General features: G+C 51.2%; 21 protein-coding genes and 1 pseudogene. 15 read left to right on the top strand and 7 right to left on the bottom strand.

Annotated elements, in window-relative coordinates:
* Positions 1-215: 215 nt before the first annotated feature.
* Both AB6731_RS10240 and entD read left to right on the top strand, forming a co-directional pair.
* Positions 216-2,465 (top strand): TonB-dependent siderophore receptor, encoded by a 2,250-nt coding sequence (locus AB6731_RS10240; RefSeq protein ID WP_020885035.1) that lies wholly within the window; start codon positions 216-218, stop codon positions 2,463-2,465.
* Positions 2,466-2,585: 120 nt separating this feature from the next.
* Positions 2,586-3,272 carry an enterobactin synthase subunit EntD gene (gene entD / locus AB6731_RS10235; protein WP_149376196.1) on the top strand — a complete coding sequence of 229 codons (687 nt, stop codon included), beginning with the start codon at positions 2,586-2,588 and terminating at the stop codon, positions 3,270-3,272.
* Positions 3,273-3,871: 599 nt separating this feature from the next.
* On the opposite strand, the gene betT is transcribed toward entD, so the two are convergent.
* Entirely contained in the window at positions 3,872-5,905 is a 2,034-nt protein-coding gene (betT, locus tag AB6731_RS10230) for a choline BCCT transporter BetT (protein WP_371006324.1), read from the bottom strand.
* A gap of 128 nt (positions 5,906-6,033) precedes the next feature.
* Here betT and betI point away from each other — a divergent pair, with 128 nt between their 5' ends.
* From betI to betA, 3 genes are read left to right on the top strand one after another with little or no spacing between them, the layout of a single operon-like run.
* On the top strand, positions 6,034-6,621 hold the full coding sequence (betI, locus tag AB6731_RS10225; protein WP_020885037.1) for a transcriptional regulator BetI: 588 nt from the start codon (positions 6,034-6,036) through the stop codon (positions 6,619-6,621).
* Between the two features lie 13 nt (positions 6,622-6,634).
* The gene (gene betB / locus AB6731_RS10220; protein WP_371006323.1) at positions 6,635-8,107 is read left to right on the top strand and encodes a betaine-aldehyde dehydrogenase; all 1,473 of its coding nucleotides are present in this window, start codon (positions 6,635-6,637) and stop codon (positions 8,105-8,107) included.
* A 13-nt stretch (positions 8,108-8,120) separates the two neighbouring features.
* A complete protein-coding gene (gene betA, locus AB6731_RS10215) occupies positions 8,121-9,785 on the top strand; it encodes a choline dehydrogenase (RefSeq protein WP_020885039.1) in 1,665 nt (554 codons plus the stop codon).
* Between the two features lie 46 nt (positions 9,786-9,831).
* Here the strand turns inward: betA and AB6731_RS10210 are convergent, their stop codons facing one another.
* From AB6731_RS10210 to budA, 5 genes are all read right to left on the bottom strand, one after another.
* Complete coding sequence (locus AB6731_RS10210) at positions 9,832-10,530, bottom strand: GNAT family N-acetyltransferase (RefSeq protein WP_014169054.1); 699 nt, start codon at positions 10,528-10,530, stop codon at positions 9,832-9,834.
* 163 nt (positions 10,531-10,693) lie between these two features.
* Complete coding sequence (locus AB6731_RS10205) at positions 10,694-11,167, bottom strand: cold-shock protein (protein WP_014169053.1); 474 nt, start codon at positions 11,165-11,167, stop codon at positions 10,694-10,696.
* Between the two features lie 131 nt (positions 11,168-11,298).
* Entirely contained in the window at positions 11,299-12,069 is a 771-nt protein-coding gene (locus tag AB6731_RS10200; protein WP_020885040.1) for a (S)-acetoin forming diacetyl reductase, read from the bottom strand.
* Between the two features lie 20 nt (positions 12,070-12,089).
* Complete coding sequence (alsS, locus tag AB6731_RS10195) at positions 12,090-13,811, bottom strand: acetolactate synthase AlsS (RefSeq protein ID WP_086463059.1); 1,722 nt, start codon at positions 13,809-13,811, stop codon at positions 12,090-12,092.
* Complete coding sequence (gene budA / locus AB6731_RS10190; RefSeq protein ID WP_025204708.1) at positions 13,783-14,562, bottom strand: acetolactate decarboxylase; 780 nt, start codon at positions 14,560-14,562, stop codon at positions 13,783-13,785. Before budA ends, alsS begins: the two co-directional genes overlap by 29 nt.
* A 105-nt stretch (positions 14,563-14,667) precedes the next feature.
* Between budA and AB6731_RS10185 the strand changes: the two genes are divergently transcribed.
* The 10 genes from AB6731_RS10185 (at position 14,668) to AB6731_RS10140 (ending at position 25,183) form a co-directional block, all read left to right on the top strand.
* Positions 14,668-15,549, top strand: a complete 882-nt coding sequence (locus AB6731_RS10185; protein ID WP_020885043.1) for a LysR family transcriptional regulator — start codon at positions 14,668-14,670, stop codon at positions 15,547-15,549.
* Between the two features lie 346 nt (positions 15,550-15,895).
* Positions 15,896-16,351: a hypothetical protein gene (locus AB6731_RS10180; RefSeq protein ID WP_025204709.1), complete on the top strand. Its 456-nt coding sequence runs from the start codon at positions 15,896-15,898 to the stop codon at positions 16,349-16,351.
* A gap of 907 nt (positions 16,352-17,258) precedes the next feature.
* Entirely contained in the window at positions 17,259-18,179 is a 921-nt protein-coding gene (locus AB6731_RS10175; RefSeq protein WP_371006322.1) for a hypothetical protein, read from the top strand.
* A 26-nt stretch (positions 18,180-18,205) separates the two neighbouring features.
* Positions 18,206-19,372: an NAD/NADP octopine/nopaline dehydrogenase family protein gene (locus tag AB6731_RS10170; RefSeq protein WP_371006321.1), complete on the top strand. Its 1,167-nt coding sequence runs from the start codon at positions 18,206-18,208 to the stop codon at positions 19,370-19,372.
* A 17-nt stretch (positions 19,373-19,389) separates the two neighbouring features.
* Positions 19,390-20,355, top strand: coding sequence for a hypothetical protein (locus AB6731_RS10165; RefSeq protein ID WP_371006320.1), 966 nt, complete (start codon positions 19,390-19,392; stop codon positions 20,353-20,355).
* A complete protein-coding gene (locus AB6731_RS10160) occupies positions 20,352-21,254 on the top strand; it encodes a DapH/DapD/GlmU-related protein (RefSeq protein WP_371006319.1) in 903 nt (300 codons plus the stop codon). The genes AB6731_RS10165 and AB6731_RS10160 overlap by 4 nt, the downstream gene beginning before the upstream one ends.
* Positions 21,229-21,972, top strand: a complete 744-nt coding sequence (locus AB6731_RS10155; protein ID WP_371006318.1) for an SDR family NAD(P)-dependent oxidoreductase — start codon at positions 21,229-21,231, stop codon at positions 21,970-21,972. Before AB6731_RS10160 ends, AB6731_RS10155 begins: the two co-directional genes overlap by 26 nt.
* Before the next feature lie 27 nt (positions 21,973-21,999).
* Positions 22,000-23,211, top strand: a complete 1,212-nt coding sequence (locus AB6731_RS10150; RefSeq protein WP_371006317.1) for an MFS transporter — start codon at positions 22,000-22,002, stop codon at positions 23,209-23,211.
* Positions 23,204-23,800 carry a LysE family translocator gene (locus AB6731_RS10145; protein WP_371006316.1) on the top strand — a complete coding sequence of 199 codons (597 nt, stop codon included), beginning with the start codon at positions 23,204-23,206 and terminating at the stop codon, positions 23,798-23,800. The genes AB6731_RS10150 and AB6731_RS10145 overlap by 8 nt, the downstream gene beginning before the upstream one ends.
* Positions 23,801-23,914: 114 nt before the next feature.
* Positions 23,915-25,183 (top strand): acetyl-CoA carboxylase biotin carboxylase subunit family protein, encoded by a 1,269-nt coding sequence (locus AB6731_RS10140; protein ID WP_371006315.1) that lies wholly within the window; start codon positions 23,915-23,917, stop codon positions 25,181-25,183.
* Here AB6731_RS10140 and AB6731_RS10135 read toward each other — a convergent pair.
* Positions 25,151-25,422: pseudogene (locus AB6731_RS10135) on the bottom strand (hypothetical protein). The gene AB6731_RS10140 and the pseudogene AB6731_RS10135 sit on opposite strands and share 33 nt — an antisense overlap.
* Between the last annotated feature and the right edge of the window lie 237 nt (positions 25,423-25,659).

The raw sequence follows: 25,659 nt of genomic DNA, 5'->3' as shown, positions 1-25,659 counted from the left end.
AGGACAAATTTTATTAATAATATTATTGATAACTATTTGCATTTGCAATAGCGTAGTGGCCGCGCTGTGGGAAGCGCGCTCATAAAACAACCATGCCACGCGTTGTGTGCGCTCGAGGACGGGGCTGCTTACGCAAACTGCGGGTGACACCATGCCGCCTCCTCTCCCTTTCGGGAATGGAGCCCGGGGATGCGGCGCGAAAAGCAGGACGTACAATGAATAAGAAGATTCACTCCCTGGCCTTGCTGGTCAACTTAGGGATTTACGGCGTTGCGATGCCAGCGCTGGCAGACGACAACACCGCCAACGCGCAGCACGAAGACACCATGGTGATCACCGCCGCAGAGCAGAACCTGCAGGCACCAGGGGTATCGACCATCACCGCCGATGAAATCCGTAAAAACCCGCCCGCACGTGACGTGGCCGAAATCATCCGCACCATGCCTGGCGTTAACCTGACCGGGAACTCCACCAGCGGACAGCGCGGCAATAACCGTCAGATTGATATTCGTGGTATGGGTCCGGAAAACACCCTGATCCTGATTGACGGCAAGCCGGTCACCAGCCGCAACTCCATCCGTCTGGGCTGGCGCGGCGAGCGAGATACCCGCGGTGACACCGGCTGGGTACCGCCAGAGATGATTGAACGCATTGAGGTCATTCGCGGCCCGGCCGCAGCTCGCTACGGTAACGGTGCGGCAGGCGGCGTGGTGAACATCATCACCAAAAAATTCGACAACCAGTGGCATGGCTCCTGGAACACCTACCTGAATGCTCCAGAACATAAGGATGAGGGTTCCACTAAGCGCACCAACTTCAGCCTGAGCGGCCCGCTGGGCGGCGACTTCAGCTTCCGCATGTTTGGTAACCTGGACAAAACCCAGGCCGATGCGTGGGACATCAACCAGGGTCACCAGTCCGATCGTACCGGTACCTATGCCGACACCCTGCCTGCAGGCCGTGAAGGGGTCGAGAACAAAGACATTAACGGCGTGGTCCGCTGGGACTTCGCGCCCATGCAGTCCCTGGAGTTTGAAGCGGGCTACAGCCGCCAGAACAACCTCTACGCGGGTGATACCCAGAACACCAATAACGACAACAGCTCCAGCGGTCTGGTGAAGAAAAACTACGGTAAAGAGACTAACCGTATCTATCGCCAGAACTTTGCGGTGACCTGGAACGGCGGCTGGGATAATGGGATTACCACCAGCAACTGGGCGCAGTACGAGCACACCCGCAATTCGCGTCTCGGCGAAGGCCTGGCGGGCGGTACGGAAGGATTGTTCAACAGCAATAAATTCACCGACACCGACCTGGCTGATGTGATGCTGCACAGCGAAATCAACCTGCCGATTGATTTCCTCGTCAACCAGAACCTGACGCTGGGCACCGAGTGGAACCAGCAGCGCATGAAGGACTCGACCTCCTTCTCGCAAACCCAGCAGGGCGGGACCATTCCGGGGCTCAGCAACGATCGTAGCCCGTATACCTCGGCGGAGATCTTCTCCCTGTTCGCCGAAAACAACATGGAGCTGACGGACAGCACCATGCTGACCCCGGCGCTGCGCTTCGATCACCATACGATCGTCGGTAACAACTGGAGCCCGTCCCTGAACCTGTCGCAAGGCCTGGGTGACGACTTTACGCTGAAGATGGGTATCGCCCGCGCCTATAAAGCGCCGAGCCTGTACCAGACCAACCCGAACTATCTGTTGTACAGCAAAGGCCAGGGCTGCTACGCCAGTTCCGACGGCGTGGGTTGCTACATGATGGGTAACGACGACCTGAAAGCCGAAACCAGCATTAACAAAGAGATTGGTCTGGAGTGGAAACACGACGGCTGGCTGGCGGGCGTGACCTGGTTCCGTAATGACTACCGCAACAAGATTGAAGCGGGGTATGCGCCAGTCGGCCAGACCTCTACCAGTAAAGTGACCACCGATATTTACCAGTGGGAAAACGTACCTAAAGCGGTGGTTGAAGGTCTGGAAGGCTCCCTGAACGTGCCGGTCAGCGACACGATCAACTGGACCAACAACATCACCTATATGCTGCAAAGCAAGAACAAGGAGACCGGCGACCGTCTGTCGATCATCCCGGAGTACACGCTGAACTCAACCCTGAGCTGGCAGGTACATCAGGATGTGTCGCTGCAGTCGACCTTCACCTGGTACGGCAAGCAGCAGCCGAAGAAGTACAACTACAAAGGCCAGCCGGTGACCGGATCTGAGAAAGACGAAGTCAGCCCGTACAGCATCGTTGGCCTGAGTGCGACCTGGGACGTGACCAAAAACGTCAGCCTGACCGGCGGCGTGGATAACGTCTTTGATAAACGCCAGTGGCGCGCGGGTAATGCCCAGACCACCGGCAACGCCACAACCGGTGCCTATATGTACGGCGCGGGTGCATACACCTATAATGAGCCGGGCCGAACCTGGTTTATGAGCGTGAACACGCACTTCTAAGGCAGGCTGTGTCTCCCCTCTCCTGCCGGGAGAGGGGCTGAATGTCTCCCTCTCCCGGCAGGAGAGGATCGGGGTGAAGGCATCAGGCCGCACTATTCCTCAACGTCAGGACGAGAAAACATGCGCACCACCCACTCCACATTTCGTCTTGCCGGAACCACGGTCCACCAAATTACCTTCGATCCCACCACCTTTACCGACGCAGACCTCCTCTGGCTTCCTCACCACAACGCGCTTGCTCACGCTGCCCCCAAACGTAAAGCTGAACACCTGGCCGGACGCCTCGCCGCCGCCCACGCCCTGCAGGAATATGGCTCTACGGCCATACCGGCTATCGGCAGCAGCGGCGAGCCGCTGTGGCCTGACGGCATGACGGGCAGCATCAGCCATACGGCCAGTCGTGCGCTGGCCGTTGTAACGCCGCACGGGCTAACGGGTATCGACGGGGAAATTATCCTCGCTGATGACGAAGCGGTGGAGATCAAAGACGGGATTATTGGCCCCGCAGAAGACTCGCTGCTGCGCCACACCGGCCTGCCATTTGCGCAGGCGCTGACGCTGACGTTTAGCGCCAAAGAGAGCCTGTTTAAGGCGCTGTTTTCACAGGTTAACGCGATGATGGGCTTTGATTGTGCCCGCGTCACGGCGCTCGACGAGAATACCCTGACGCTGGCGCTGACCCGCCCGCTGGCGGGGTTTTCGCAAGATGATGCCTTCACGCTGTTTTGGCTGCGTGACGGCAACACGCAGATCACACTGCTTCCGCCTTTTCCCGCCGCTTCGCGCAAGTCATCATCACGGCGTTGAACAATACGCCAGACTGCAGTCTTTTCAATCCTTGCCCCAGGTGCAGCGCAGATAAGGCTGGGTGTTACTTCTTACTGAACAAAAACCTCATGCAAATGACTGTTATCCCAGTGGCACCAATGGCCGAGACGGACAGAGCAAGAATCGAAGCAAAATCATGCACACCCTCTATGCCGTAAATACTAAACACGTTTGCCAGACGTTGAACGTTGTCCAGAGGAAAAAAGGCTGCCCATACCAGGCCGCAAACAAAAAACCAAAATACTATTTGTACGCAAAAAAGGAAAAAACCGGTGAAAGTCCTCATCGGGTCACCGTTATTGCTCCGCAGGAGAACCGTTAATATCAACACCGCCATCGCCTTTAAGCCACACGTAAGCTGGGATCGTCATTTTTATCTCCTTATAAAAACCAGCAGTATTATCGTAAATCGCTTTTTGAATTAATGCATTTGTGCTTAAGGAAAGACTGATAAAAACAGATAAGGCAGATAAATATAAAAAAAGAATGGGCAAATAGCAGTGCTACTGAGTCGTAAAGGATAAGCAGTCGTAGAACGGGGCCAGAACTGGCCCCGCGGTTTTACTTCAATTCAGTGCTCAAACATCCGGGAACATCACGCTATTCCCCGGCGCCTCGCGATGGAGGTGAATAAAGTTCAGGTGTCGCTCATACTGATCCAGTATGTCCGTAATTACCTGTTCCTTACTGTAATCCATCAGGTCATTCCCCTGGCTCCCTTCCAGCAGGAACGTCTCAAGGCGGTAATACGTTGATTTCCCGCTGCGTGCGCGATAGGTAAACCCGGGCACCGAATACTGCTGTGGCCAAATCTGGTAGACAAAGTTTTGTTCGTCGCCCATATGCACCAGCAGACCCAGGTGTCCCAGAGTCTCACCGTCGTCCGGCGGCAGGTTTTTCAGTTCAACATACGCACCACGCAGCTTCAGCTCCTGCGCCACCTCTTCCATCGCCGGGAAGCAGACCGTTTCCATCATCTGTTTGGTGTAGCGCGTGCCCGGATAGTTCATCAGACGTGATAACCGCTTTTTCCAGCTCAGTCTGTCCTGCGCACCCATCGGGCGTGGCGCGGTGTCGCGGCTGGCGCTGACGCGGCGGTAATCTTCCACCTTGAGAGATTTATACAGCCCGGCCATCACGAAGAAGATCACGAAACTGAACGGCAGACCCATGATCACCGTGGTGTTCTGCAGGGCAGAAATACCGTTGGTCATCAGCATGCCCAGAGTCAGCAGGCCAATGGCGACAGACCAGAAGATGCGCAGCCAGTTAGGGGCATCGCTGTTAATGTCCTTGAGCTTCGAGGTAAAGTTCCCCAGCACCAGCGCGCCGGAATCCGCCGAGGTGACGTAAAACAGCAGGCCGGTAATGGTCGCAACAGAGGCGCTAAAGGTAAACGCCGGATACTGCGCCAGCAGGCTGTAGAACCCTCGCTCCGGATGCACCATCGCTTCCTGCGCAAACGTCGCATTGCCGTGAATGATCTCGTGCAGCGCGCTGTTGCCGAACACCGACAGCCACAGCAGCGTAAAGGTGAACGGGATAATCAGCGTGCCCATCACAAACTGACGAATGGTGCGTCCACGCGAAATACGCGCCAGGAACAGGCCAACAAACGGCGACCACGCGACCCACCACGCCCAGAAGAACAGCGTCCAGTTGTTCATCCACTCGACCGGGCGGTCAAAGGCGAAGCTGTTCAACGTCATACCCATAAAGCGGTTCACGTAATCACCCACGTTCAGCACTAACGCATTGAGCAGGAATGACGTATCGCCCATAAACAGCACGAACAGGATCAGCCCCAGCGCCAGCGCGACGTTCAGCTCAGAAAGCACGCGAATGCCCTTGTCCACGCCGGAGGTAACCGAAATGGTGGCGATAATCACCGACAGCGCGATCAGCGCCGCTTTGGCCGCCATGGAATCCGGGATATCAAACAGCACGCTCAGACCGTAGTTGAGCTGCACCACGCCGATACCGAGCGTGGTGGCGATCCCAAAGATGGTGCCAATCACCGCCGCGATATCCACGGTGTGTCCAATCGGTCCGTTAATTTTTTTACCGAAAATCGGATAGAGCGCGGAGCGGATCGTGAGGGGTAAATTATAACGATAGCTAAAGTATCCAAGCGCCATACCCATCAGGGCATACATCGACCAGCCGGTTAAGCCGTAGTGGAACAATGTCCAGACCATTGCCTGTCGCGCGGCCTCCATCGTCTGCCCCGCCCCTTCCGGTGGCTGCATATATTGCGTGACCGGTTCCGCCACGGAGAAGAACATCAGGTCAATACCAATGCCCGCGGCAAACAGCATCGCGGCCCAGCTCAGCAGGCTGAACTCGGGTTTTGACTGTTCCGGCCCGAGCTTTACCGAGCCAAAGCGCGAGCAGGCGATGCAGACGACGAAGACGATATAGAGCGTCGCCGCCAGCAAGTAGTACCAGCCGAAGGTCTTCGACACCCAGTTAAGGGTGCGCCCAATCCACTCGGCAGAAAAATCGCTAAAGAAGATCGTCATCAGGGAAAACAACAAAATCAGTCCTGCGGATGTATAAAAAACAACCGGATTGATTTTGTCCTTTTCTCTGTCTTGCGAAAGATCTGTCATCCAGTATCCCCACTGTTTTTGTAACTATTGAAATCCAAAACCGCAACAATTAAGACACATTTTATATTGAACGTCCAATCAAAAACCGCTTTAATGGTTAACCAACGCTGATGAATGGAGTGGCAAAAATGCCCAAAGTGGGGATGCAGCCAATCCGGCGCAGGCAACTGATCGACGCCACGCTGGAAGCAATAAATGAAGTGGGAATGCATGACGCGACCATCGCGCAGATCGCCCGTCGGGCGGGCGTTTCCACGGGGATCATCAGTCACTATTTCAAGGACAAAAATGGCCTGCTGGAAGCGACCATGCGCGACATCACCGGCCAGCTGCGCGACGCGGTATTGAACCGTTTGCATGCCTTACCGCACGGCAGCGCTGAGCAGCGTCTGCAGGCGATTGTCGGCGGCAATTTTGATGAAACCCAGATCAGCGGCGCGGCAATGAAAGCCTGGCTGGCCTTCTGGGCGAGCAGCATGCATCAGCCAATGCTCTACCGTCTGCAGCAGGTGAGCAGCCGCCGTCTGCTGTCGAACCTGGTGTATGAGTTCCGCCGCGAGCTGCCGCGCGAACAGGCGCAGGAGGCGGGTTACGGGCTCGCGGCGCTGATTGACGGGCTGTGGCTGCGCGCCGCGCTGAGTGGCAAACCGCTGGATAAAACCCTGGCCCAGTCGCTCACCAGCCACTTTATTAGCCAGCATTTACCGACCGATTAACCGAGGAGAATTTATGTCCCGAATGGCAGAACAGCAGCTTTATATCAATGGTGGTTATACATCGGCCACCAGCGGTCGCACCTTCGAGACCATCAACCCGGCCAACGGTGAAGTCCTGGCGACCGTTCAGGCCGCCGGGCGCGAGGATGTCGATCGCGCCGTAGAAAGCGCACAGCGCGGGCAAAAAATCTGGGCGGCGATGACCGCCATGGAGCGCTCGCGCATTCTGCGCCGTGCGGTAGACATTCTTCGTGAGCGTAACGACGAGCTGGCGAAGCTGGAAACCCTCGACACCGGCAAAGCGTACTCAGAAACCAGCACCGTTGATATCGTCACCGGCGCGGACGTGCTGGAGTACTACGCAGGGCTGATCCCGGCGCTGGAAGGCAGCCAGATCCCCTTGCGCGATACCTCATTTGTCTATACCCGTCGTGAACCGCTGGGCGTGGTCGCGGGCATTGGCGCGTGGAACTACCCGATCCAGATCGCCCTGTGGAAATCCGCGCCAGCGCTGGCCGCAGGTAACGCGATGATCTTCAAACCGAGCGAAGTGACACCCCTCACCGCCCTGAAGCTTGCCGAGATCTACACCGAAGCGGGTCTGCCGGACGGCGTGTTTAACGTTCTGCCGGGCGTGGGCGCAGAAACCGGTCAGTTCCTGACCGAGCACCCGGGCATCGCCAAAGTCTCCTTCACCGGCGGCGTTGCCAGCGGCAAAAAAGTGATGGCCAATTCGGCGGCCTCGTCCCTGAAAGAGGTGACGATGGAGCTGGGCGGGAAATCCCCGCTGGTTATTTTCGACGATGCCGACCTGGATCTCGCGGCGGACATCGCCATGATGGCCAACTTCTTCAGCTCCGGCCAGGTATGCACCAACGGCACCCGCGTGTTCGTGCCGGCGAAATTCAAAGCCGCGTTTGAGCAGAAAATTGTTGAGCGCGTGGCACGTATTCGCGCGGGCGATCTGTTCGATGAACGCACCAACTTTGGTCCACTGGTGAGCTTCCCGCACCGCGAAAACGTGCTGCGCTATATCGCCAAAGGCAAAGAGGAAGGCGCGCGTGTGCTGTGCGGTGGCGATGTGCTGAAAGGCGAAGGCTTTGACAACGGCGCGTGGGTGGCTCCCACCGTGTTCACCGACTGCACCGATGAGATGACCATCGTGCGCGAAGAGATCTTCGGGCCGGTGATGTCCATCCTCACGTACGAAACCGACAAAGAGGTGATTCGTCGCGCCAACGACACCGATTACGGTCTGGCGGCGGGCATCGTGACTGCCCACCTGAACCGCGCGCACAGCGCGATCCACCAGCTTGAAGCGGGTATCTGCTGGATCAACACCTGGGGTGAATCCGCGGCAGAGATGCCAGTTGGTGGCTACAAACACTCCGGCATTGGCCGCGAGAACGGCGTAATGACGCTCCAGAGTTATACCCAGGTGAAGTCCATCCAGGTTGAGATGGGTAAATTCCAGTCCATATTTTAACCGGGAGGTTTTTTTGCAATTTGACTACATCATTATTGGTGCCGGCTCTGCCGGCAACGTACTGGCAACACGACTGACGGAAGATCCCAATACCACCGTTCTGCTGCTAGAAGCGGGCGGCCCGGATTACCGTTTTGACTTCCGCACCCAGATGCCTGCCGCGCTGGCGTTTCCCTTGCAGGGCAAGCGTTACAACTGGGCGTATGAAACCGAGCCCGAGCCGCACATGAACAACCGCCGTATGGAGTGCGGTCGCGGCAAAGGGCTGGGCGGCTCATCCCTGATCAACGGTATGTGCTACATCCGCGGTAACGCGATGGATCTGGACAACTGGGCAACTGAGCCGGGTCTGGAACACTGGAGCTATCTCAACTGCCTACCCTACTACCGTAAGGCAGAGACCCGTGACGTGGGGCCAAACGACTACCACGGCGGCGACGGCCCGGTGAGCGTGACCACCTCTAAACCCGGCGTAAACCCGCTGTTTGAAGCGATGGTAGAAGCCGGTGTGCAGGCGGGCTACCCGCGTACTGACGACCTTAACGGCTATCAGCAGGAAGGCTTCGGCCCGATGGACAGAACCGTGACGCCGCAGGGCCGTCGCGCCAGTACCGCACGCGGCTATCTGGATCAGGCGAAATCACGCCCGAATCTGACCATTCGCACCCATGCCATGACCGATCACATTATTTTTGACGGCAAACGCGCGACAGGCGTCGAGTGGCTGGAAGGCGAGAGCACGATTCCGTCAAAAGCGACGGCCAGCAAAGAGGTGCTGCTGTGCGCCGGGGCGATTGCCTCTCCGCAGATCCTGCAGCGCTCCGGCGTGGGTAACGCGGAACTGCTGAAGCAGTTTGACATCCCGCTGGTACATGACCTCCCGGGTGTGGGTGAAAACCTGCAGGATCACTTAGAGATGTACCTGCAGTACGAGTGCAAAGAGCCGGTCTCTCTCTACCCTGCCCTGCAGTGGTGGAACCAGCCGAAGATTGGCGCGGAGTGGCTGTTTGGCGGCACCGGCGTGGGAGCGAGCAACCACTTCGAAGCGGGCGGGTTTATCCGCAGCCGCGAAGAGTTTGAATGGCCGAATATTCAGTACCACTTCCTGCCGGTCGCCATTAACTACAACGGGTCGAACGCGGTCAAAGAGCACGGTTTCCAGTGCCACGTTGGCTCCATGCGCTCACCAAGCCGCGGGCATGTACGGATTAAATCACGCGATCCGCATCAGCATCCGGCGATCCTGTTCAACTATATGTCCCACGAACAGGACTGGCAGGAGTTTCGCGATGCGATCCGCATCACCCGTGAGATCATGCACCAGCCGGCGCTGGATAAATACCGTGGACGGGAAATCAGCCCGGGCATTGAGTGCCAGACCGACGAACAGCTGGACGAGTTTGTGCGTAACCACGCTGAAACCGCCTTCCACCCGTGCGGCACCTGTAAGATGGGGTATGACGAAATGGCCGTGGTCGACGGCGAAGGTCGCGTTCATGGGCTGGAGGGATTACGCGTGGTGGATGCGTCCATTATGCCGCAGATCATCACCGGCAACCTGAACGCCACCACCATCATGATTGGCGAGAAAATTGCCGATGCCATTCGCGGACGCGAGCCGCTGGCGAAGAGTACCGCGGCATATTATGTCGCCAACGGTGCACCGGTTCGCCTGTAACGCAGTTTGCTAAGCAGCCCCTCTCCCAACGGGTGAGGGGCATATTTTACAGACGAAACGCCTCCAGCTTTTTACGCTGCCGCCCTTCCCCGTCAAAATTCGCTTCAGCCAGCCAGGCGCGGAGTTCGGCATCCCGCTGTGGCCATTCGCCATCAATGATTGACAGCATGTCGCTGTCGCGGTTGCGCCCTTTGCGCACCAGTTTCTGACGCAGTCGGCCTTCCCAGACAAACCCCAGCCTTTCCGCCGCATTACGCGAGGCAGTGTTCATTGAATCGCACTTCCACTCCAGCCGACGATAGCCATGTTCGAATGCATTCCTGAGCAACAGCCATACGGTTTCCGTGCCGAGGCGGGAGCCTTTCATCTTGCGTGACCAGGTGACGTGGCCGATCTCCACCGACCCTTGCATGCGCTCTATTGCCATATAACTCACCAGCCCCACCGCTTGCCCGGTACGTAAATCGATGACGGCGTACGGCACCAGCTCATCATCCAGTACTTTGCCAAGGACCCATTCTGCGGTGTCTTCAACGCTCACGGGCTGGGTGCTGACAAGCCACGTCCAGTCGCTGTCGTCCCCCAGCGCATAGGCCTCATACAAATCCGCGGCGTGGCGTTCGGCATCCAGCGGCTCCAGACGACAATACTGACCGACGAGCGGAGTGCGGGTTAACGCACGGGCGCATTTCCAGTCGGGGACGATATCGTTAACAGTTTGACCATGTTGATTAAGCTCGGGCACGGCGTTGACTCCCGGAAGGATAAGGGTTTTGTTATAGCAGGTTAAAAAGCGGACGAAAAGAGACGCGGCGTATCGCCTGCTCGGGAAAACGGGAGGGAGTGGCGTTTGCACGCCAGGATGACAGCGGTACGCCGGGTAAGACGTCGCCCTACCCGGCAAAGCATTATTTCAGCAGCTTCACCGTAGCGTCGATGTCGATCTCATCTTCCGTGAAGATCATCGTCGTATTCTGGAAGGTGGTGATAGCCAGCTTCTTCACCGTGCGCATTTCACCCGGTTTTTTATCAGACTTGGGTTTGATGTTGTTCATCAGCAGCCCCACGGACAGTACCGCGTTCTCTTTATCGATGCCGGTATCTGCTGGCTCTTCTTCGCTGAACACCACAAACGATTTGATCGAGGTGAGCTTCACGCGCTCGCCTGCGATATAGAGGTGTTTGCTTTCCGGGATCACCTTCACCGCATAGGCGGAAAGGCCTTTGTTGTTGGTTGTGGGCTCGAAGGTCACCGCTGCGTCTTTCTTAATCAGATCAGGGTTGGCGACCTTAATCACATGAAAATAGCGGTTGTCACCGTTTTCATCTTTGATAAATCCAAAGCCTTTATCTTTAAACCACGTTGTGATTGTACCGTTCATCGCTGTTACCGCCTGTCAGATCTCTAAGACTAAAGTTTTGCAGCGCGCAGTGTAATCCACAATGGCTGAGGAGACAAAAAAAAGCCCCTGCACGGGGGCAGGGGAAAACTCATGTCAGAGCTTATTAGTATTTAGTTGAACACCATACCACCGTCAATCAACAGGGACTGACCGGTCATGTAGTCGGAATCTGGCCCGGCGAGATAAGAGACGCAGGCGGCCACATCTTCGGGTTCGGACAATCTGCCAAGCGTAATGCGTTTGGCAAACGTTTCAGTGCCGTAGCCGAGCGGTTTACCCGCCGCTTCGGAGACCTGGCGGTCAATTTCCGCCCACATCGGCGTTTTGACGATGCCCGGGCAGTAAGCGTTAACGGTGATCCCTAATGGCGCAAGGTCACGTGCCGCCGTCTGGGTTAACCCGCGTACCGCAAACTTACTGGAACTGTAGACCGCCAGTTCAGGGTTCCCGGTATGGCCTGCCTGGGAACAGGCGTTGATGATCTTGCCGCCGTGCCCTTCTTTACGGAAGGCGTCAATGGCAGCCTGGATACCCCAGATAACCCCTTTGACGTTGATGTTGTAAACTTTGTCGACAATTTCCGGGGTGATCGACTCAATTGGCGTGGAAGGCGCGATCCCGGCATTGTTGACGATCACGTTGAAACCGCCCAGCGCAGTGCGGGCTTTTTCCACCGCTGCAAACACCTGCTCGCGGCTGGAGACATCCACCTTCACGGCGACGGCCTTCCCCCCATTGCGAGTGATCTCATCGGCAACGGCTTTTGCCGTCTCTTCGTTGTAATCCGCGATGGCGACGGCAAAACCGTCTTTCACCAGGCGAAGCGCAATCGCTTTACCAATCCCCTGGCCTGAGCCTGTTACGAGAGCAACTTTTTGCATTTCTCTGTCCTTATATTGATTCACAAAATCTGGCTGAGATGGAGCTGGCCCATCAGCAGCGGGTTATCGCTATAGTCAACGGGAATGGCGACCACAGCCGGGCCGTCAACATCCATTGCGGCACGCAGCGTAGGCTCCAGCGCATCCGCGCTCTCGACGGCAAAGCCTTTCGCCCCAAAGGCATCGGCATAGACTTTGAAATCGACCGGGCCGAACTCTACGCCGGAAAGGCGCTGGTATTTTTTCTCTTCCTGGATCGCCACCATGTTGTAGGCGTTGTCTACCCAGATGATGTGCAGCACATTGGCGTTAAGACGCACGGCGGTTTCCAGCTCCATGCTCGACTGCAGGAAGCCGCCGTCACCGGACACCGAGACCACCTTGCGGCCAGGATTGACCAGCCACGCACCAATCGCCCACGGCAGTGCAACGCCCATGGTCTGCTGACCGTTAGAGATCATGACCTGACGTGCGCGGAAGCTATAGAGATAGCGGGCGATCCAGATGTGGAAGCTCCCCATATCAACGGTAAGCGTAACGTCGTTATTGACGATGTCCTGCATGGCCCGCACGATGCGCAGCGGATGCAGGGCAAACTGATTAAGCGAGGCGCCACGGCGATCGAGCAGATCCCGTTGATGCTGACGATCGACCAGGATTTCTGACGCGCGCGCGCTGAGCTCCAGCTTGTGGGCGATCCGGCTCGCGAGCAGGTTCAGCGTTTCGGCGATGTCCCCCACCAGCTCGAGGTCAGGCACATAATTGCGTTCTTCATAGGCGGGCAGCACATCGATATGCACCAGCGTGGCGTCGCCGCTGTTCCACATGGACGGTTCGTATTCCACCGGGCTGTAACCGATGCAGATAATCAGATCCGCCAGATGCAGCAATCTGTCGCCTGCCTGGTTGTTAAAGAGGCCGACACGTCCGGCAAAGCGGGTGAAATGTTCCTGATTCACCGCCCCGGCCGCCTGATAGGTACTGGTGACCGGGATGCGGCTTTTCTCCAGCAGCTTACGCAGCGCGGCGCTGTTGGCAGGCTGGCTGGCCATCAGGCCCAGTAAAATGACCGGATTCTTGGCTTTTTCGATAAGCTTCGCCACATCGTTAATGGCGGACTCCGGTGCTGGCCCCATTTTGGCAGTACTGCTGCCCGGCAAAATCGCGCCCGTGGCGGGCTGGTCTACAATATCCTGCGGCAGGCTGACGAACGCGCCCCCAGGCCTGCCGTGCTCGGCGGCGCGAAACGCGTTCGAGACCACTTCGGCAATCGCATCCGGTGAACTCACCTCTACGGCGTACTTCGTCACCGGGCTGAACATGGCGACCGTGTCCATGCTCTGATGCACCAGCTTCGCTTTATCTGCCCGCTTCACGGCACCGCCCAGCGCGACCACCGGATCGCCCTCACTGTTGGCGGTGGCAATCCCGGTGATCAGGTTCGAGCAGCCCGGTCCGGAGGTGACCAGCGCAACACCGGCCTTGCCGGTGAGGCGCCCTACCGCTGCGGCCATAAACGCCGCGTTCGCTTCGTGGCGCACGGGAATGATTTCGATGGAGGAATCGAGCAAGGAATCAAACACTTTGTCGATTTTTGCACCCGGAATACCGAAAACCTGCTTCACGCCCTGCGCTTCCAGCTGGCCTACGACCATATCGGCGCCATGCGCCCACTGACGTGCCTGTTTATCACTGTTCACGGTGGTTCTCCTGTTAGTTTTCGACGGAACGGATTGCAGCATCAAGGTTGCTGGGGTGAAGGTTGGCCTGTAAAAATGCGCTGTCGGCAGGCAGGTCGATCATCAGTTTGTGAATTTCACCGAAGGTCAGCACGCCGCTCTCCAGCTGGTAGTCGAGCAGGTGCCCGCCGCCCTGACGATCGTCGGTGATAAAATGTTCGTGATATCCCGCGACGTTAATGCCCTGCATATGCTGCGGCGTGCGGAACCCGACCAGTACCCCTTCTCGCTGGTTAAAGCGGAACACCGGCTGGTCGTCCAGCACGTCGGTCATGGCGCGGTATGGCGGCTTTTGACGCGGAACGGTACGGGTGTGGGCGTGGCGGAAATTACCGTCGATGCGTAACGCACAGAACAGGTTATCGGAGGGGATTTGCTGGTCGATCACGTCATGGATCTGCTGACGGCTGACCGGCGCATCGAAGGTTTTGCGATACTGCGGCTGGAACCAGGTCATCACCGCAAACGGTGTTTTTTGCTCCGGCTTCGCGGCACGGGCACTCCCGTCGGCGCGCAGCTGATACACCTGGCTGCTGAAGGCAATCATTTCGCCATCCAGCTCGTTGAACGTACCCAGACCAAAATCGCCGTGCGCAAGCAGATCGGCGATAGTGGTATCCCCCTCGTACACGCCGCTTAACAGGGCGCTCATTAGCGATGTCTGATAGATCACGCTGTCAGGATGCTGGGCAGAAAACCCACGCAGGGTCTCGCACAAACTGGCCTCACAGTCGCATGCAGATGAATGCACCATCATGCTCGTCCTCTTCAACTTTATTTAGAAAGGTTAAATAAATGTTGACCCGATTCAGCATAGAGTTCCAATATAGAATCCATGCTGGTTTGAGACGTTTTTGATATGGAACTTCGTTATCTGCGGTATTTTGTCGCCGTTGCACGTGAGCGACACTTCACCAAAGCGGCCAAAGCGCTGGGTATTTCACAGCCTCCTCTGAGTCAGCAGATTAAACGGCTCGAGGAAGAAGTGGGCACGCCGTTATTCAGACGCCTGACGCGAGGCGTGGAGCTGACTGAAGCGGGAGAAGCCTTCTATGAGGACGCCTGTAAGATCCTGGCGCTGAGCGACGCCGCGCTGGAGAAAGCCCGGGGCATTGCCCGCGGGCTGAACGGCAGTCTGTCGATTGGGATCACCAGTTCAGACGCCTTTCACCCCAAAATCTTCACCCTTATTCGCCAGTATCAGCTGCAGAACATGGCGGTGAGAGTGCACCAGGTAGAAGCCAATATGTCTTCGCTGACGGCGATGCTGGCGGAGGGTGAGCTGGATATCGCGTTTGTGCGTCTGCCGTGTGAGAGCAGCAAAGCGTTTGAGCTAAAAATTCTCGACCGTGAGCCGATGGTTGTGGCGCTGCATCGCGACCATCCACTGGCGAAGTGTGGATCGCTGGCGCTGGACCAGCTTCGTGATACGCCGGTCGTTTTGTTCCCGCAGGAGGTCGCGCCAGGGCTGTACGATCGCGTTTACGGCTGCTGCGAGCGGGCCGGAATTGACGTGCAGCACACGCTGCAGTCTTCGCAACTTTCCTCTTCCCTGAGCATGGTGTCCGCTGGCGGCGGGTTCGCCCTGGTGCCGAAGTCGATGGCCGCCATTTCGCCCCCCAATGTGACCTACCATGCGCTGACATCACCGGAGCTTTATACCGATATCGCGCTGTGCTGGCGGCGTTTTGAACGTTCGCGGACGGTGAAACGGTTTCTGGCGATGCTGAGTGAAGGGTAATGGCGCGGCGTTGCTTGCGCCCGCTAAGGCCTTTCTGGAAGCCGCCTCGCAAACCTGTAAGTAACCCTGTGTAATTCAGGGTTACTGCTTTTCTTACTCTCCTCCCGGCTGTAAAGTGCCTGCGTTGCGGCACATCCGCAACCGGGCGTAGGAACCCGCATATCACGATACGACAATTATTTTGTCGCGGCAGCGCTCATCCCGTTACACTACGGTCGCGCTGGCGGAGCAACCGAAAGGTTGGCCGTTTTTGTCGTGTGCGGTATTCCTACCTCCGTCAGCGCTACCACCCATGAGCGTAGGAACTTATTGGATGGTCTGGAGTTTTTTTAAAATGGAAAATCACATGACAACTGTCCCTTCCCTGTCTTACGCGCTCTCTGAAGAAAGCGCTATACACCATCTGATTCATCTACAACTGCCTGAATCTGCAGATCTCTTCGAACTGGCCGATGCCTGCACCGCGTATGTAAGCGTGCTGGTAGAAACCGACGATGCGGTCACCCATGCAACACTGTGTACGCGTTTGCTGGCAGTCCTTAAACGCCTTCGCGCGCGTTGTGATTCTGCCCTCCCGCCTTATCTGGTCGAACAGCTGATTGCAGGAGAGAAGATTGTCTCCTGCGTTCCGGACTGCTGGCAGGATACGTCGCTCCAGGTGGACTATGCGCTGGCGTTAACGCAGGCGGTAATGGGTGGAACATTGCCTGCAAACGTGGCAAAAGAGCTGACCGGTCTGCTACATGATATGGTCTGGCTGCTGGCGGAGTTCGTCAAGGAGCCGTATATCACGGCGCACTAAGGCCAGAGCTTAAGGGCCGAAATTCAGCTGGTCTGTGAGCCAGTATTTCGGCCTTAATAATATAAAAACCCATGCAGACGAAGGGTTAAAGTACTGAGATAGCCTCGTCCAGCCAGCCGGGAAGCCTTTCTCTGTACCAGTTCAGGTACAGCTCAAAATCTGTGTTGTTCCGGTCATAGAGCAGGGACACCACCTCTGACACAATCCATGCTTTAGCAAGGGTTATTTCCGTCGCTAGCTGTCGGGCAGGCATATGCAGATAATGAACGCTGTAACGCTCCGCAAGCTATAAAATGCTTTGCCTGGAGCCCATCCCCTTTACCAGCGGGGCGAGGTCGATAGCCGGACTGCCCGTGCCAAACCTTTCTCAGTCAAAGAGAACCCACTCTCCGTTTTCTCTTCTCCCCCAGTTACCGGCATTGGTATCCCCTGAGAGTAAACATTTCTGCCGAAACAAAACGCTGCCCGCTTGCTGAAAACAGCGCATCTGGTGGGCCGCGCGGGAGCAGGGGCAGAATCCGGACCGCCCTCCCATTCGCAATCCCTGTAGTACGTCATAGGAGAGACGGTGACTTACAAAAAACCGTCGTTTATTTACACATTTTTTACATTTTATATTAATCCTTAACTATTTTGACAATTCAATGAAGTGCTGCTACCAGATGGGTTGAGGGAGATAAAAAGACAGTGAAAAGGAAAAATTTCAATATGAAAATATTCTCATCCTGACATTAAAGAATTTTCTGCTTATAGATAATAATGTTCATGAACCTAAAATCACTTATTCTTTTTAAGAATAGTTAATTACTTATTTTATTAATATTTACTTACAATTAGCTATTTGAAAATAATGTCAATAACCATTTTTAATCTGAGTGTTATCCAGATAATCAAATGTGAGTTCAATATGGATGTTTTTAATTATTCAGCTATATCTTTAAATGAAAATGAAAAAGATGAACTGTCGTTGGTGGTGCGAGGTATTCACAGTGAATGCCCCGGTCAAATTCAGAGTCGTTATCTTTCCAGAATTAAAGAGATAAAGGATAATCTTACAGGTGGAAGAATAGCGAAAGCCTTCGACTTTCATGCCCCTTTGCTTATCCGAAATCTGCCTGAATTTGAAAATATCGAATTAAGTAAAATTCTCCTTCTGATATTGGGTGAGTCAATTGGCAGATGTGTTGCATACTCTGATTATAATCAAAGTTACGTAACTGATATTCGCCCTACCCTGACTTCCAGAGAGTTGAGTAGTAGTTCTGAATTGCTCTCGATGCATAATGATCTATGTTTTGCATCAGACAGGTGCAGACCCGAGTATCTGGTACTGGTACCTCATATAGCGAATGGCGACATACCTAAAACCCTTCTGGCCACTTCTGCACAGTTGGTGGAATATTTTACGAATGAAGAATTATCTATTCTACAAAGTGAAATATTTGAAATGCGTGCCGGTAGTAAATTATTGTGGCCCAATGAAGAAATAAGGAAAATGAAAGTTATAGAACAGGAACTAAATGGGAGAATCAAGATTAAACTTAACTTCTCTAACATTAAACCAGCACTTGGTCTAAGTGAGACCTTGTACAAGCAGGCTGATGAATTACTGGACAAATTGGCTACAATTGCGCTTCAGGCAGGACGCGAAAATGGTCACAGTATTCAGAAAGGGGAAGCTTTAATCATTCCTAATAATTATGCTGTTCATGGTCGTGATATTTTTACGTCAGACAATATCCAGCGCCTTTTATTACGTTCCTATGTCGTGTCACAGAAAGTCGTTGATTCATTTTCTGGTAACACCATGATATCCATTCGAAACTAAGGCAATACTACATACAGGGTTGTATGATGGAAAACGTAATTATTATTGGTGGCGGCCATGTGGGGTCGACACTTGCGGTAGACATGTTCCTGAGAAGAAATGAAACAAACCTTGACCCCCATCTGGTTTTGATGCACTACGGAAATCATCTGTTTCAGCAAAACTCAGGGAAAAAGTCATTCAGATGTGAGAACATCATGACAGGGGAAGTAAATGAAACAATATTTCCTTCTCAGAACGTCCATGCGATAAATCACGACATCAGATATCTGATGCAAAGTGCAGTTGCAGTTATTGTTACTGTACCGGATATTCCATTATTACGTAAGATGCTGATTGAATATCTTGAAGCTTGCCCAATAAATCCGGGAGCTACTATAACGTTTGTTCGGGCAGGCCAGGGTGGACAACTCTGCCTTATGGACAAATGGCGTAAAAGCTCGCGGTTGAATAAATTGCATTTGCTGATGGTGGAAGACAGTTTCTACGGAACCAGGTGTATTGATAACATCATCGAGTTTAAAAGGAAAAACGTCACTCGAGTCGCTACACTCAGTGAAAAACCTGATGAAGCTATGAATTGTGTCATTCAGTTGTTCTCCGGACCGTCCGTACCTGATAATCAACATCAGTTTGAACAAGTAAGACCTTTGGATTTGCAGTTTGATCCACTGGGTTACATTATTCATCTTGCTGTCGCCCTGGATAAAACAAATCTCACAAAGACAGCTTCAGGAACTCAATACCTTCATTATAGTGATGGTGTTCATGAGGAAAATGCCGGTCTGATTGATGCACTTGATCATGAGCGTGTTGCACTCGCTCGTTCTTACGGGGCTGAGACGCGGCTTTTTACCACTATGTTGACTGAACAATATGGGCTTCCTCAGCAACCTACTTTCCTCGAAATGGCAAAGAGCACAAAAAGTATCTATCGCTCATTGTCAGAAAAATCACTCAATTCTCTTAAAACAGGCCGTATGATTCAGGAGGACTATCCTGGGTTATTAACGATGGGTTGGTTTGCTGAAATATCTGGCGAAAATTTTATGGTCACTCGGGACTATGTCAACCAGATTACTCAAATGCTACAGGCCCTGAAGGTGAATACAGATGGCCTTGATTATTATCATAACTATCTGAATGCTCTTAATTTAAACAAATCCGACCTAGTCGGGATGCTTTCGAACTAACATACATGGAGTTAATTATGAAAAATAACGATTTAACAACAGTTTCTTTATTTGGAAATAATACCCGTGTTGATGCTGATTATTATCTTCAGCATGGATTTACGGATGTTAGGGAGTTGATCTCAAAAGAAATGGTAGAGTATCTTCGTGATATTAACAATCAGACGAAAAGCAATAGTGCCTTTGATTCATTCAAAAGAAATACATATAATGTCGCGATAGAAGATGAAAAAATCCTGTCTTTTATACGTACGGAAAAATTTTCTGAACTTGTTAAAAAACTAGGTTATCAGGACTGTGTATTTACTGATGGGATAATTTTTGAAACGGACAGTAACTCTGTTGGTTTTGACTGGCATATCGGTGTAACCAGTTTCAAATATATCTACCCGGAAGACAGGGCTTTCTCTATTTGGATTGCTCTTGATGATGTTGATCCGGAAAAGCAGGATGGTGGGATGAGTCTCCTTTCCACACAGGCATTCTCTGGCCATGAGTTTTACAAATTACAATCAAAAGTAACCAAATCGCTGACTGAGGGGAAGTATAAAATACCTGCAATATTTAAAACCGTGCTTGGACCGAGATTCAGAACTGAGGAACAAAAAAAATTTAAAGAGCTTTATCCATTTATTCAGGAAAAGATCCCACACCTTTTCAGTGAATCTCTTTACATTTCAGGGTTTGCTCGTAACTTATTCGACAGCGAATCGGTACGTTATCGCCTTGCTCCCGGCGATGCAATTGCATTCGATAAAGACGTATTCCACAAAAGCAATCGTTTTTTACCGGGTATTCAGTTATCACGTCGCGCATTTGTAATGCGCTTTATAGATGTAAACTCTCGGTATAATCAGGTGAATTCCGATAAAACGGGGGGCGATGTTTCAGTTCTGGTTAACAAAATGATTGCTGGCAATGGAAAACACTTTGATATACAAAAAGGTACTGTGGTCAGAACAATCTCAGAGGCCAAAAAATGATTACGTATAGCATTAAGAGAACGGGAAATCGATACATAGATATCAACAGTGGTAAGACGATTGACGCTTATTATCCAACCGGAGATATGAATAAGCGTTCCTGCCTTGCCGTTAAATACAAAATTATACGATGCGAATCCTTTGAAATTGAGACAGACATATCAAAGGATATCACGTCAACAGAAGATGCATATCTCCGTTTGCATCTTCTTTCATCCCGTGAATACAAACCGAACGAAATAAATCTGGACGGAATTTTTCAGCACCTTCCGAATGTAGCCTGGACGAGTGCCGGCCCGGTTTTCCCGGAATATGTACAACGTTTACGTCACCTTATTGCGGATGATGATCATCAACTTACCGTATTCAGTGTTGATAAATTTCCAAGGATGGTTGACTACGTGGTTCCTTCAGGCGTGCGTATAGCTGATGCTGACCGCGTTCGTCTGGGAGCCTACATATCCCAGGGAACGACTGTAATGCATGAAGGTTTTATCAACTTTAATGCAGGTACTTTAGGAAAATGCATGGTTGAGGGAAGGATCACTCCGGGGGTTACCGTCGGTGATGGAAGTGATGTCGGCGCAGGAGCCTCAATCATGGGAACCCTCTCTGGCGGCGGTAAACAGAAAAATCAGATAGGTAAAGACTCATTACTGGGGGCTAATGCAGGGATAGGGATCTCTCTGGGAGATTCCTGCATTGTGGAGGCCGGGTTATATGTAACGTCAGGTACGAAAGTGACGCTGCCGGACGGTTCCGTCGATTATGCTCGCAATTTGTCAGGCAAAAACAATCTCCTGTTCCGACGTAACAGTATGACTGGTAGTGTTGAAGTGCTGACTACTGACAGCAGTGTATGGGGAGGAGTAAATGCCGTTCTTCACCAGAACGACTAACACCCAGAATACTTCCGCAGACCGCGTCGCACTGGTTATCGGTGCGACGGGGGGAGTCGGGCAGAAAAGTGTTGATGACTTGCTGGAGAACGGATTCCGGGTCATTGCGGTAGGTCGTGACCGTCACAAACTGGGGAGGCTTGTCGCCAGATTGGAGCAGTACAAAAACAAGCTCCATACTATCTGTGCCGACATTCAGGCTACAGATGATGTCAGGCATATCCGTGACCGAATAGCAGAGTTCGGCTATTTGGATTTGCTGATACTTGCAGCAGGGATCACCTGTAATAAAACCACAGGGGCAACAGAAAACGAAATACATGATGTAATTAACAGTAATCTGCTGGGACCTGTTTTTGTCATAAATGACTTGCTGCCATTGCTTTTGAGAGCGAATGCACCGTTGGTGATCTGCCTTTCCTCAAGAGCGGGAAAAATAGGCTTCGCTGATAAGGGTATTTATGGGGCCTCTAAAGCAGGGTTACAGCTTTATATGTCAGCCTTATCGTCAGATCCTGCGCTTAATAAAATTCGTTTTACAGTTTTATGTCCAGGATGGATCAACACTCCGATGGCTATTAACGGGGGATGTCTGAGAGACAGAGATTCTATACTCCAACCTGGGGATATTTCCTCATTGATGCTCTGGCTTGTTAACTCTCCTGAAAGAGTAAGAATCAAGGAAATCGTTATCGAAACGTCCTCTATTGGGCATTAAAACTAGTGATATCTGAACTTTACGCAAATGAAAACAAACCTACTCTATATTATCGGAATCAGCAGGTTGAATAATCCATACCGCTGCCTTTTTTTCACCTCGTTAATCCTGACTGTAGCTAGGGGGATAACATTACCTTTTCTTGTTGTATTTTTGCATGTACAAAGAGGGCTGGGAATTGATGAAACCGGTTATATTATTACAGCTGGTATAATGCTAGGGCTGTTCTGCTCACCTTTCTGTGGGAAGGTGATAAAGGTTCTGAACTACAAAAACAGTATTATCCTAGCTATGCTGATATTCAGTGCCAGTAATATTGCCATGTCTGAGTTCAAGAATCCAGTTTTGATAATATTATTTTATGCATTGTTAAATATTGCATATTCTTTATACAGCATAGTTCTTAAGCTTGCGATTTCAGAAGCTGATGAAATTAACAAATCTCGGTTATTTTCGATAAATTACACAATGATAAATATTGGATGGATTATTGGACCTTTACTGGGAGGTCTTTTATCAAGCCTTGATGGTCGAATAGTGTTCTGGATCTCCGGAGCGATAGGAGTTTTGATCGCTACATCATTCATTTTATACACAGTGGGAATAATTGTGGACGGGCGAATAAAAGAAGATATTCAGTCCGCTTCGGTTGAGAGAAGCCATAAAAATCACTCTAATACTACTTTATGTTTGATTATTCTTGCTGGGTTTATTTATTCTTTTTGTTATGGCCGATTTTCATCAAGTATAACACAAGTGCTCACTGTAAAATTTGACCGGGAAACGACTTACCAAATTATTACGTGGCTGATGGTAACAAATGCACTTTTTGTTATTTTATTTCAGATTCCTTTAGGTTCAAAAGTGTCTAAAGATAATATTGGTTTAAGTTCCTTTATTGGTAGTTGTGGCGTAATTATTGGCGTGCTGATTTTCGCAGGCGCTGGGGAGCGTTTAACACAGTGGATTGTAGGCATGATATTCTTCTCACTGGGAGAAGTCCTTCTTAACCCGGCCCAGTACCTGATGCTTGATTCTCTAAAGACAAATACGAACAAAGCAGGTCTTTTTTCATTGCAAATGCTAACCGGTCTGGGGGCTGCAATCAATCCGGCTACAACAGGGTGGTTTGTTGATAATATCAGCTCTGGATCAATATTTATGGTCATTGCTTTTGCCGCGACAATAGGTTTTATTCTGATTGCAGTGTCATTAAAAGACTGGAGAAAATATGCATAGCTTATTTTTCTTATCCTGTGCTTCGTTACTATTCATACCTGGGCCGACAAATATCTTGATTTTAAATTCCGGGTATAACAACGGTTTCAATAAGGCACCATCTTTGGTGGTATCAGAATGGTGTGGTTATATCATGAGTATTACTCTGTGGTCTGTTGCTGCAGGATTTTTTTTTAGTTCTAATGTGTGGATAGATGTCGTCTCTCGATTGATATGCTCGTTGTATCTTTTTGTGCTTTCGCTAAAGTTATGGTTTTCAGGGCGTACACAAAACTCAATGAAGCTAATTATTAATTCAAAAAAAATATTTTTCACAACTTTTCTTAATCCTAAATCGTTTATTTTTGGAACAGTAATTTTTCCGGTAAAAATCACTGATGATCTGTACTTATACTATGAAACTTTAATGTGCTTTACTTTGGTATTGTTAACCGCATCAGTCTTCTGGCTTTGTTCAGGTATTTTTTTAAAAAATGAAGCAAATGGCCAGCCGGTAGAAATTGCTATCCGCTATCTTTCAGTTATGACACTGATGAGTTTCAGTGTTTATATATTTTATCAGGGCGTGATGAAACTATCGTGGACTTAACCATTCGAACGCCAGGTGTCAGGGAATGTGAATACGGGAATTTCTAAAAAATACCTTCATCACAATTTCAAATGACTATCATCAAGTACCATTTTTCTATTATTGAGGTTAATCATGAAACATATTGTAGTTATCAATAGCTCTGAATTCAGTGGCATTGAGCTATTAGATAAGTTACTGAAAAAGAATTACAAAGTCAGTTACTTTCGTAACCTCGCTTATATACGGGACTGGGATTCCCCCAGAACGGACGATGTTCTTCGTCGTCTCCATAATGTTATTGAACTGCCTAATACACATACACCAGAGATTGTCAAAGATGCTGTTGAAGTTTTAAATGTCAGTCAGCCGGTTGACGCACTTATCTGTATCGATGATTTTTCATTAGAAGCTGCCGCCTGTGCAGCCGAGCATATCAAAGTTCCATTCAGCAGTGTGGATGCGGTTAAGGCAACTAAAAATAAATTAATATCACGCCAAATCCTTAAAGGAACAGATAAAAATGCCCCTTGGGTGATCCATGAAAATGATTATAATGAACTTCCTTCTGTTCTGGCGTCAGTTGAATTGCCGGTAATTGTCAAACCTGTTACATCAGCTTCAAGCCGCCTAGCATACATTATTAAGGAGCGTACACAGATCAACACCCTTATTAATGATATTGAGGAAGAAATCCGCGAATTACCCTCTTCCTATACCGATTTTTTTAATCGTGGTTTTCTGGTAGAGAAATATCTTACAGGACCTCTGATTTCCGTAGAGATTGGACGCAAAGGTAATGATTATTATCCATTTATGGTAACAAGCAGAATTCGTTGTGCGAGAGATAATGTCATTGAACTGGGGAGTGTTATGCCTTCTTCTCTTAATAAGGCCGAGGAGCAAGCATGTTTTGAACTGGCAATGTCAGCACTGCGTAAAATTGGGCTCGATAACGGTATTTTTCATATCGAAATGATTTACACTAATTCCGGCCCTGCAATAGTAGAAGTTAACGGAAGGCTCGGGGGGCGTACAATTCCGTTACTGTATGAGCTTGCAACCGGAAATAGTATGTTTGAACATCTGATAGATATTTCTCAATGTGCTGAACCAAAAGCAGAGTCGGTTTTCCAGGGCAGGAAAGCTGTTTCGTTTTTCTTTAAGGCGGAACAAAGTGCTACAGTGCTAAATGGGAGAGGCAAAATCCTACCAAAAAACCTGACCAGTTATATTCAGTCTTTTGAATTTATGAAGAAACCGGGCGAAGCTCTTCAAAAAGGGGATATCCTGGGGTGGACCATTCTTTCAGCACGGCAGGAAGAGATCTGGAACGTACTCCAGCAACTGATTCAGTTTGTTGAAATTTCTTCAGGTGTGAAAGTAAAAAAGCCTTTGGTATAAATATTTTCTGTGCATCTTGTTGATAAAGGAAATACACCCAGCCTGGCAAAGGTACATTTTTAATGCAGCCTCAGCCTTTTCCAGGCTGGCGAACGGGCCCAAGGTCGGCCGGACGGGACGCAGAATGGCGTTGTCCCCACCCCGAACGATCTCCAGCTCGCTACCCTCTCAAAATCCAGATCGTGGGGCAGACGAATAGCACGGTTATTGCCGTTTTTAAGCATCAATACGGTTCGCATGATTTTCTCCTGAACTTTTGCAGATGTTAAGGATTTGCGCATGTTACACCTATGCAGATTCATGGCATCTGCATAGGCCATGGATATGTGATTTTCTCACTTTTTCTGTGCAGATCCGAAAAAAGCTAAAGTCGGATCTGAGTTGATTATTCGTATGGAAGGGCGAAGGAGATACGGCAGGAAGGAGTTCAAGGATAAAGGCTGCTGGGAACGGAAGGTCCGCTTTGAGCGAAAAGC

Source organism: Enterobacter sp. RCC_40 (assembly GCF_041360735.1).
Taxonomy (GTDB): Bacteria; Pseudomonadota; Gammaproteobacteria; order Enterobacterales; family Enterobacteriaceae; genus Enterobacter; species Enterobacter ludwigii.
The sequence above is the reverse complement of the archived record's forward strand: the minus strand, read 5'-3'. Positions and strand labels throughout refer to the sequence as shown.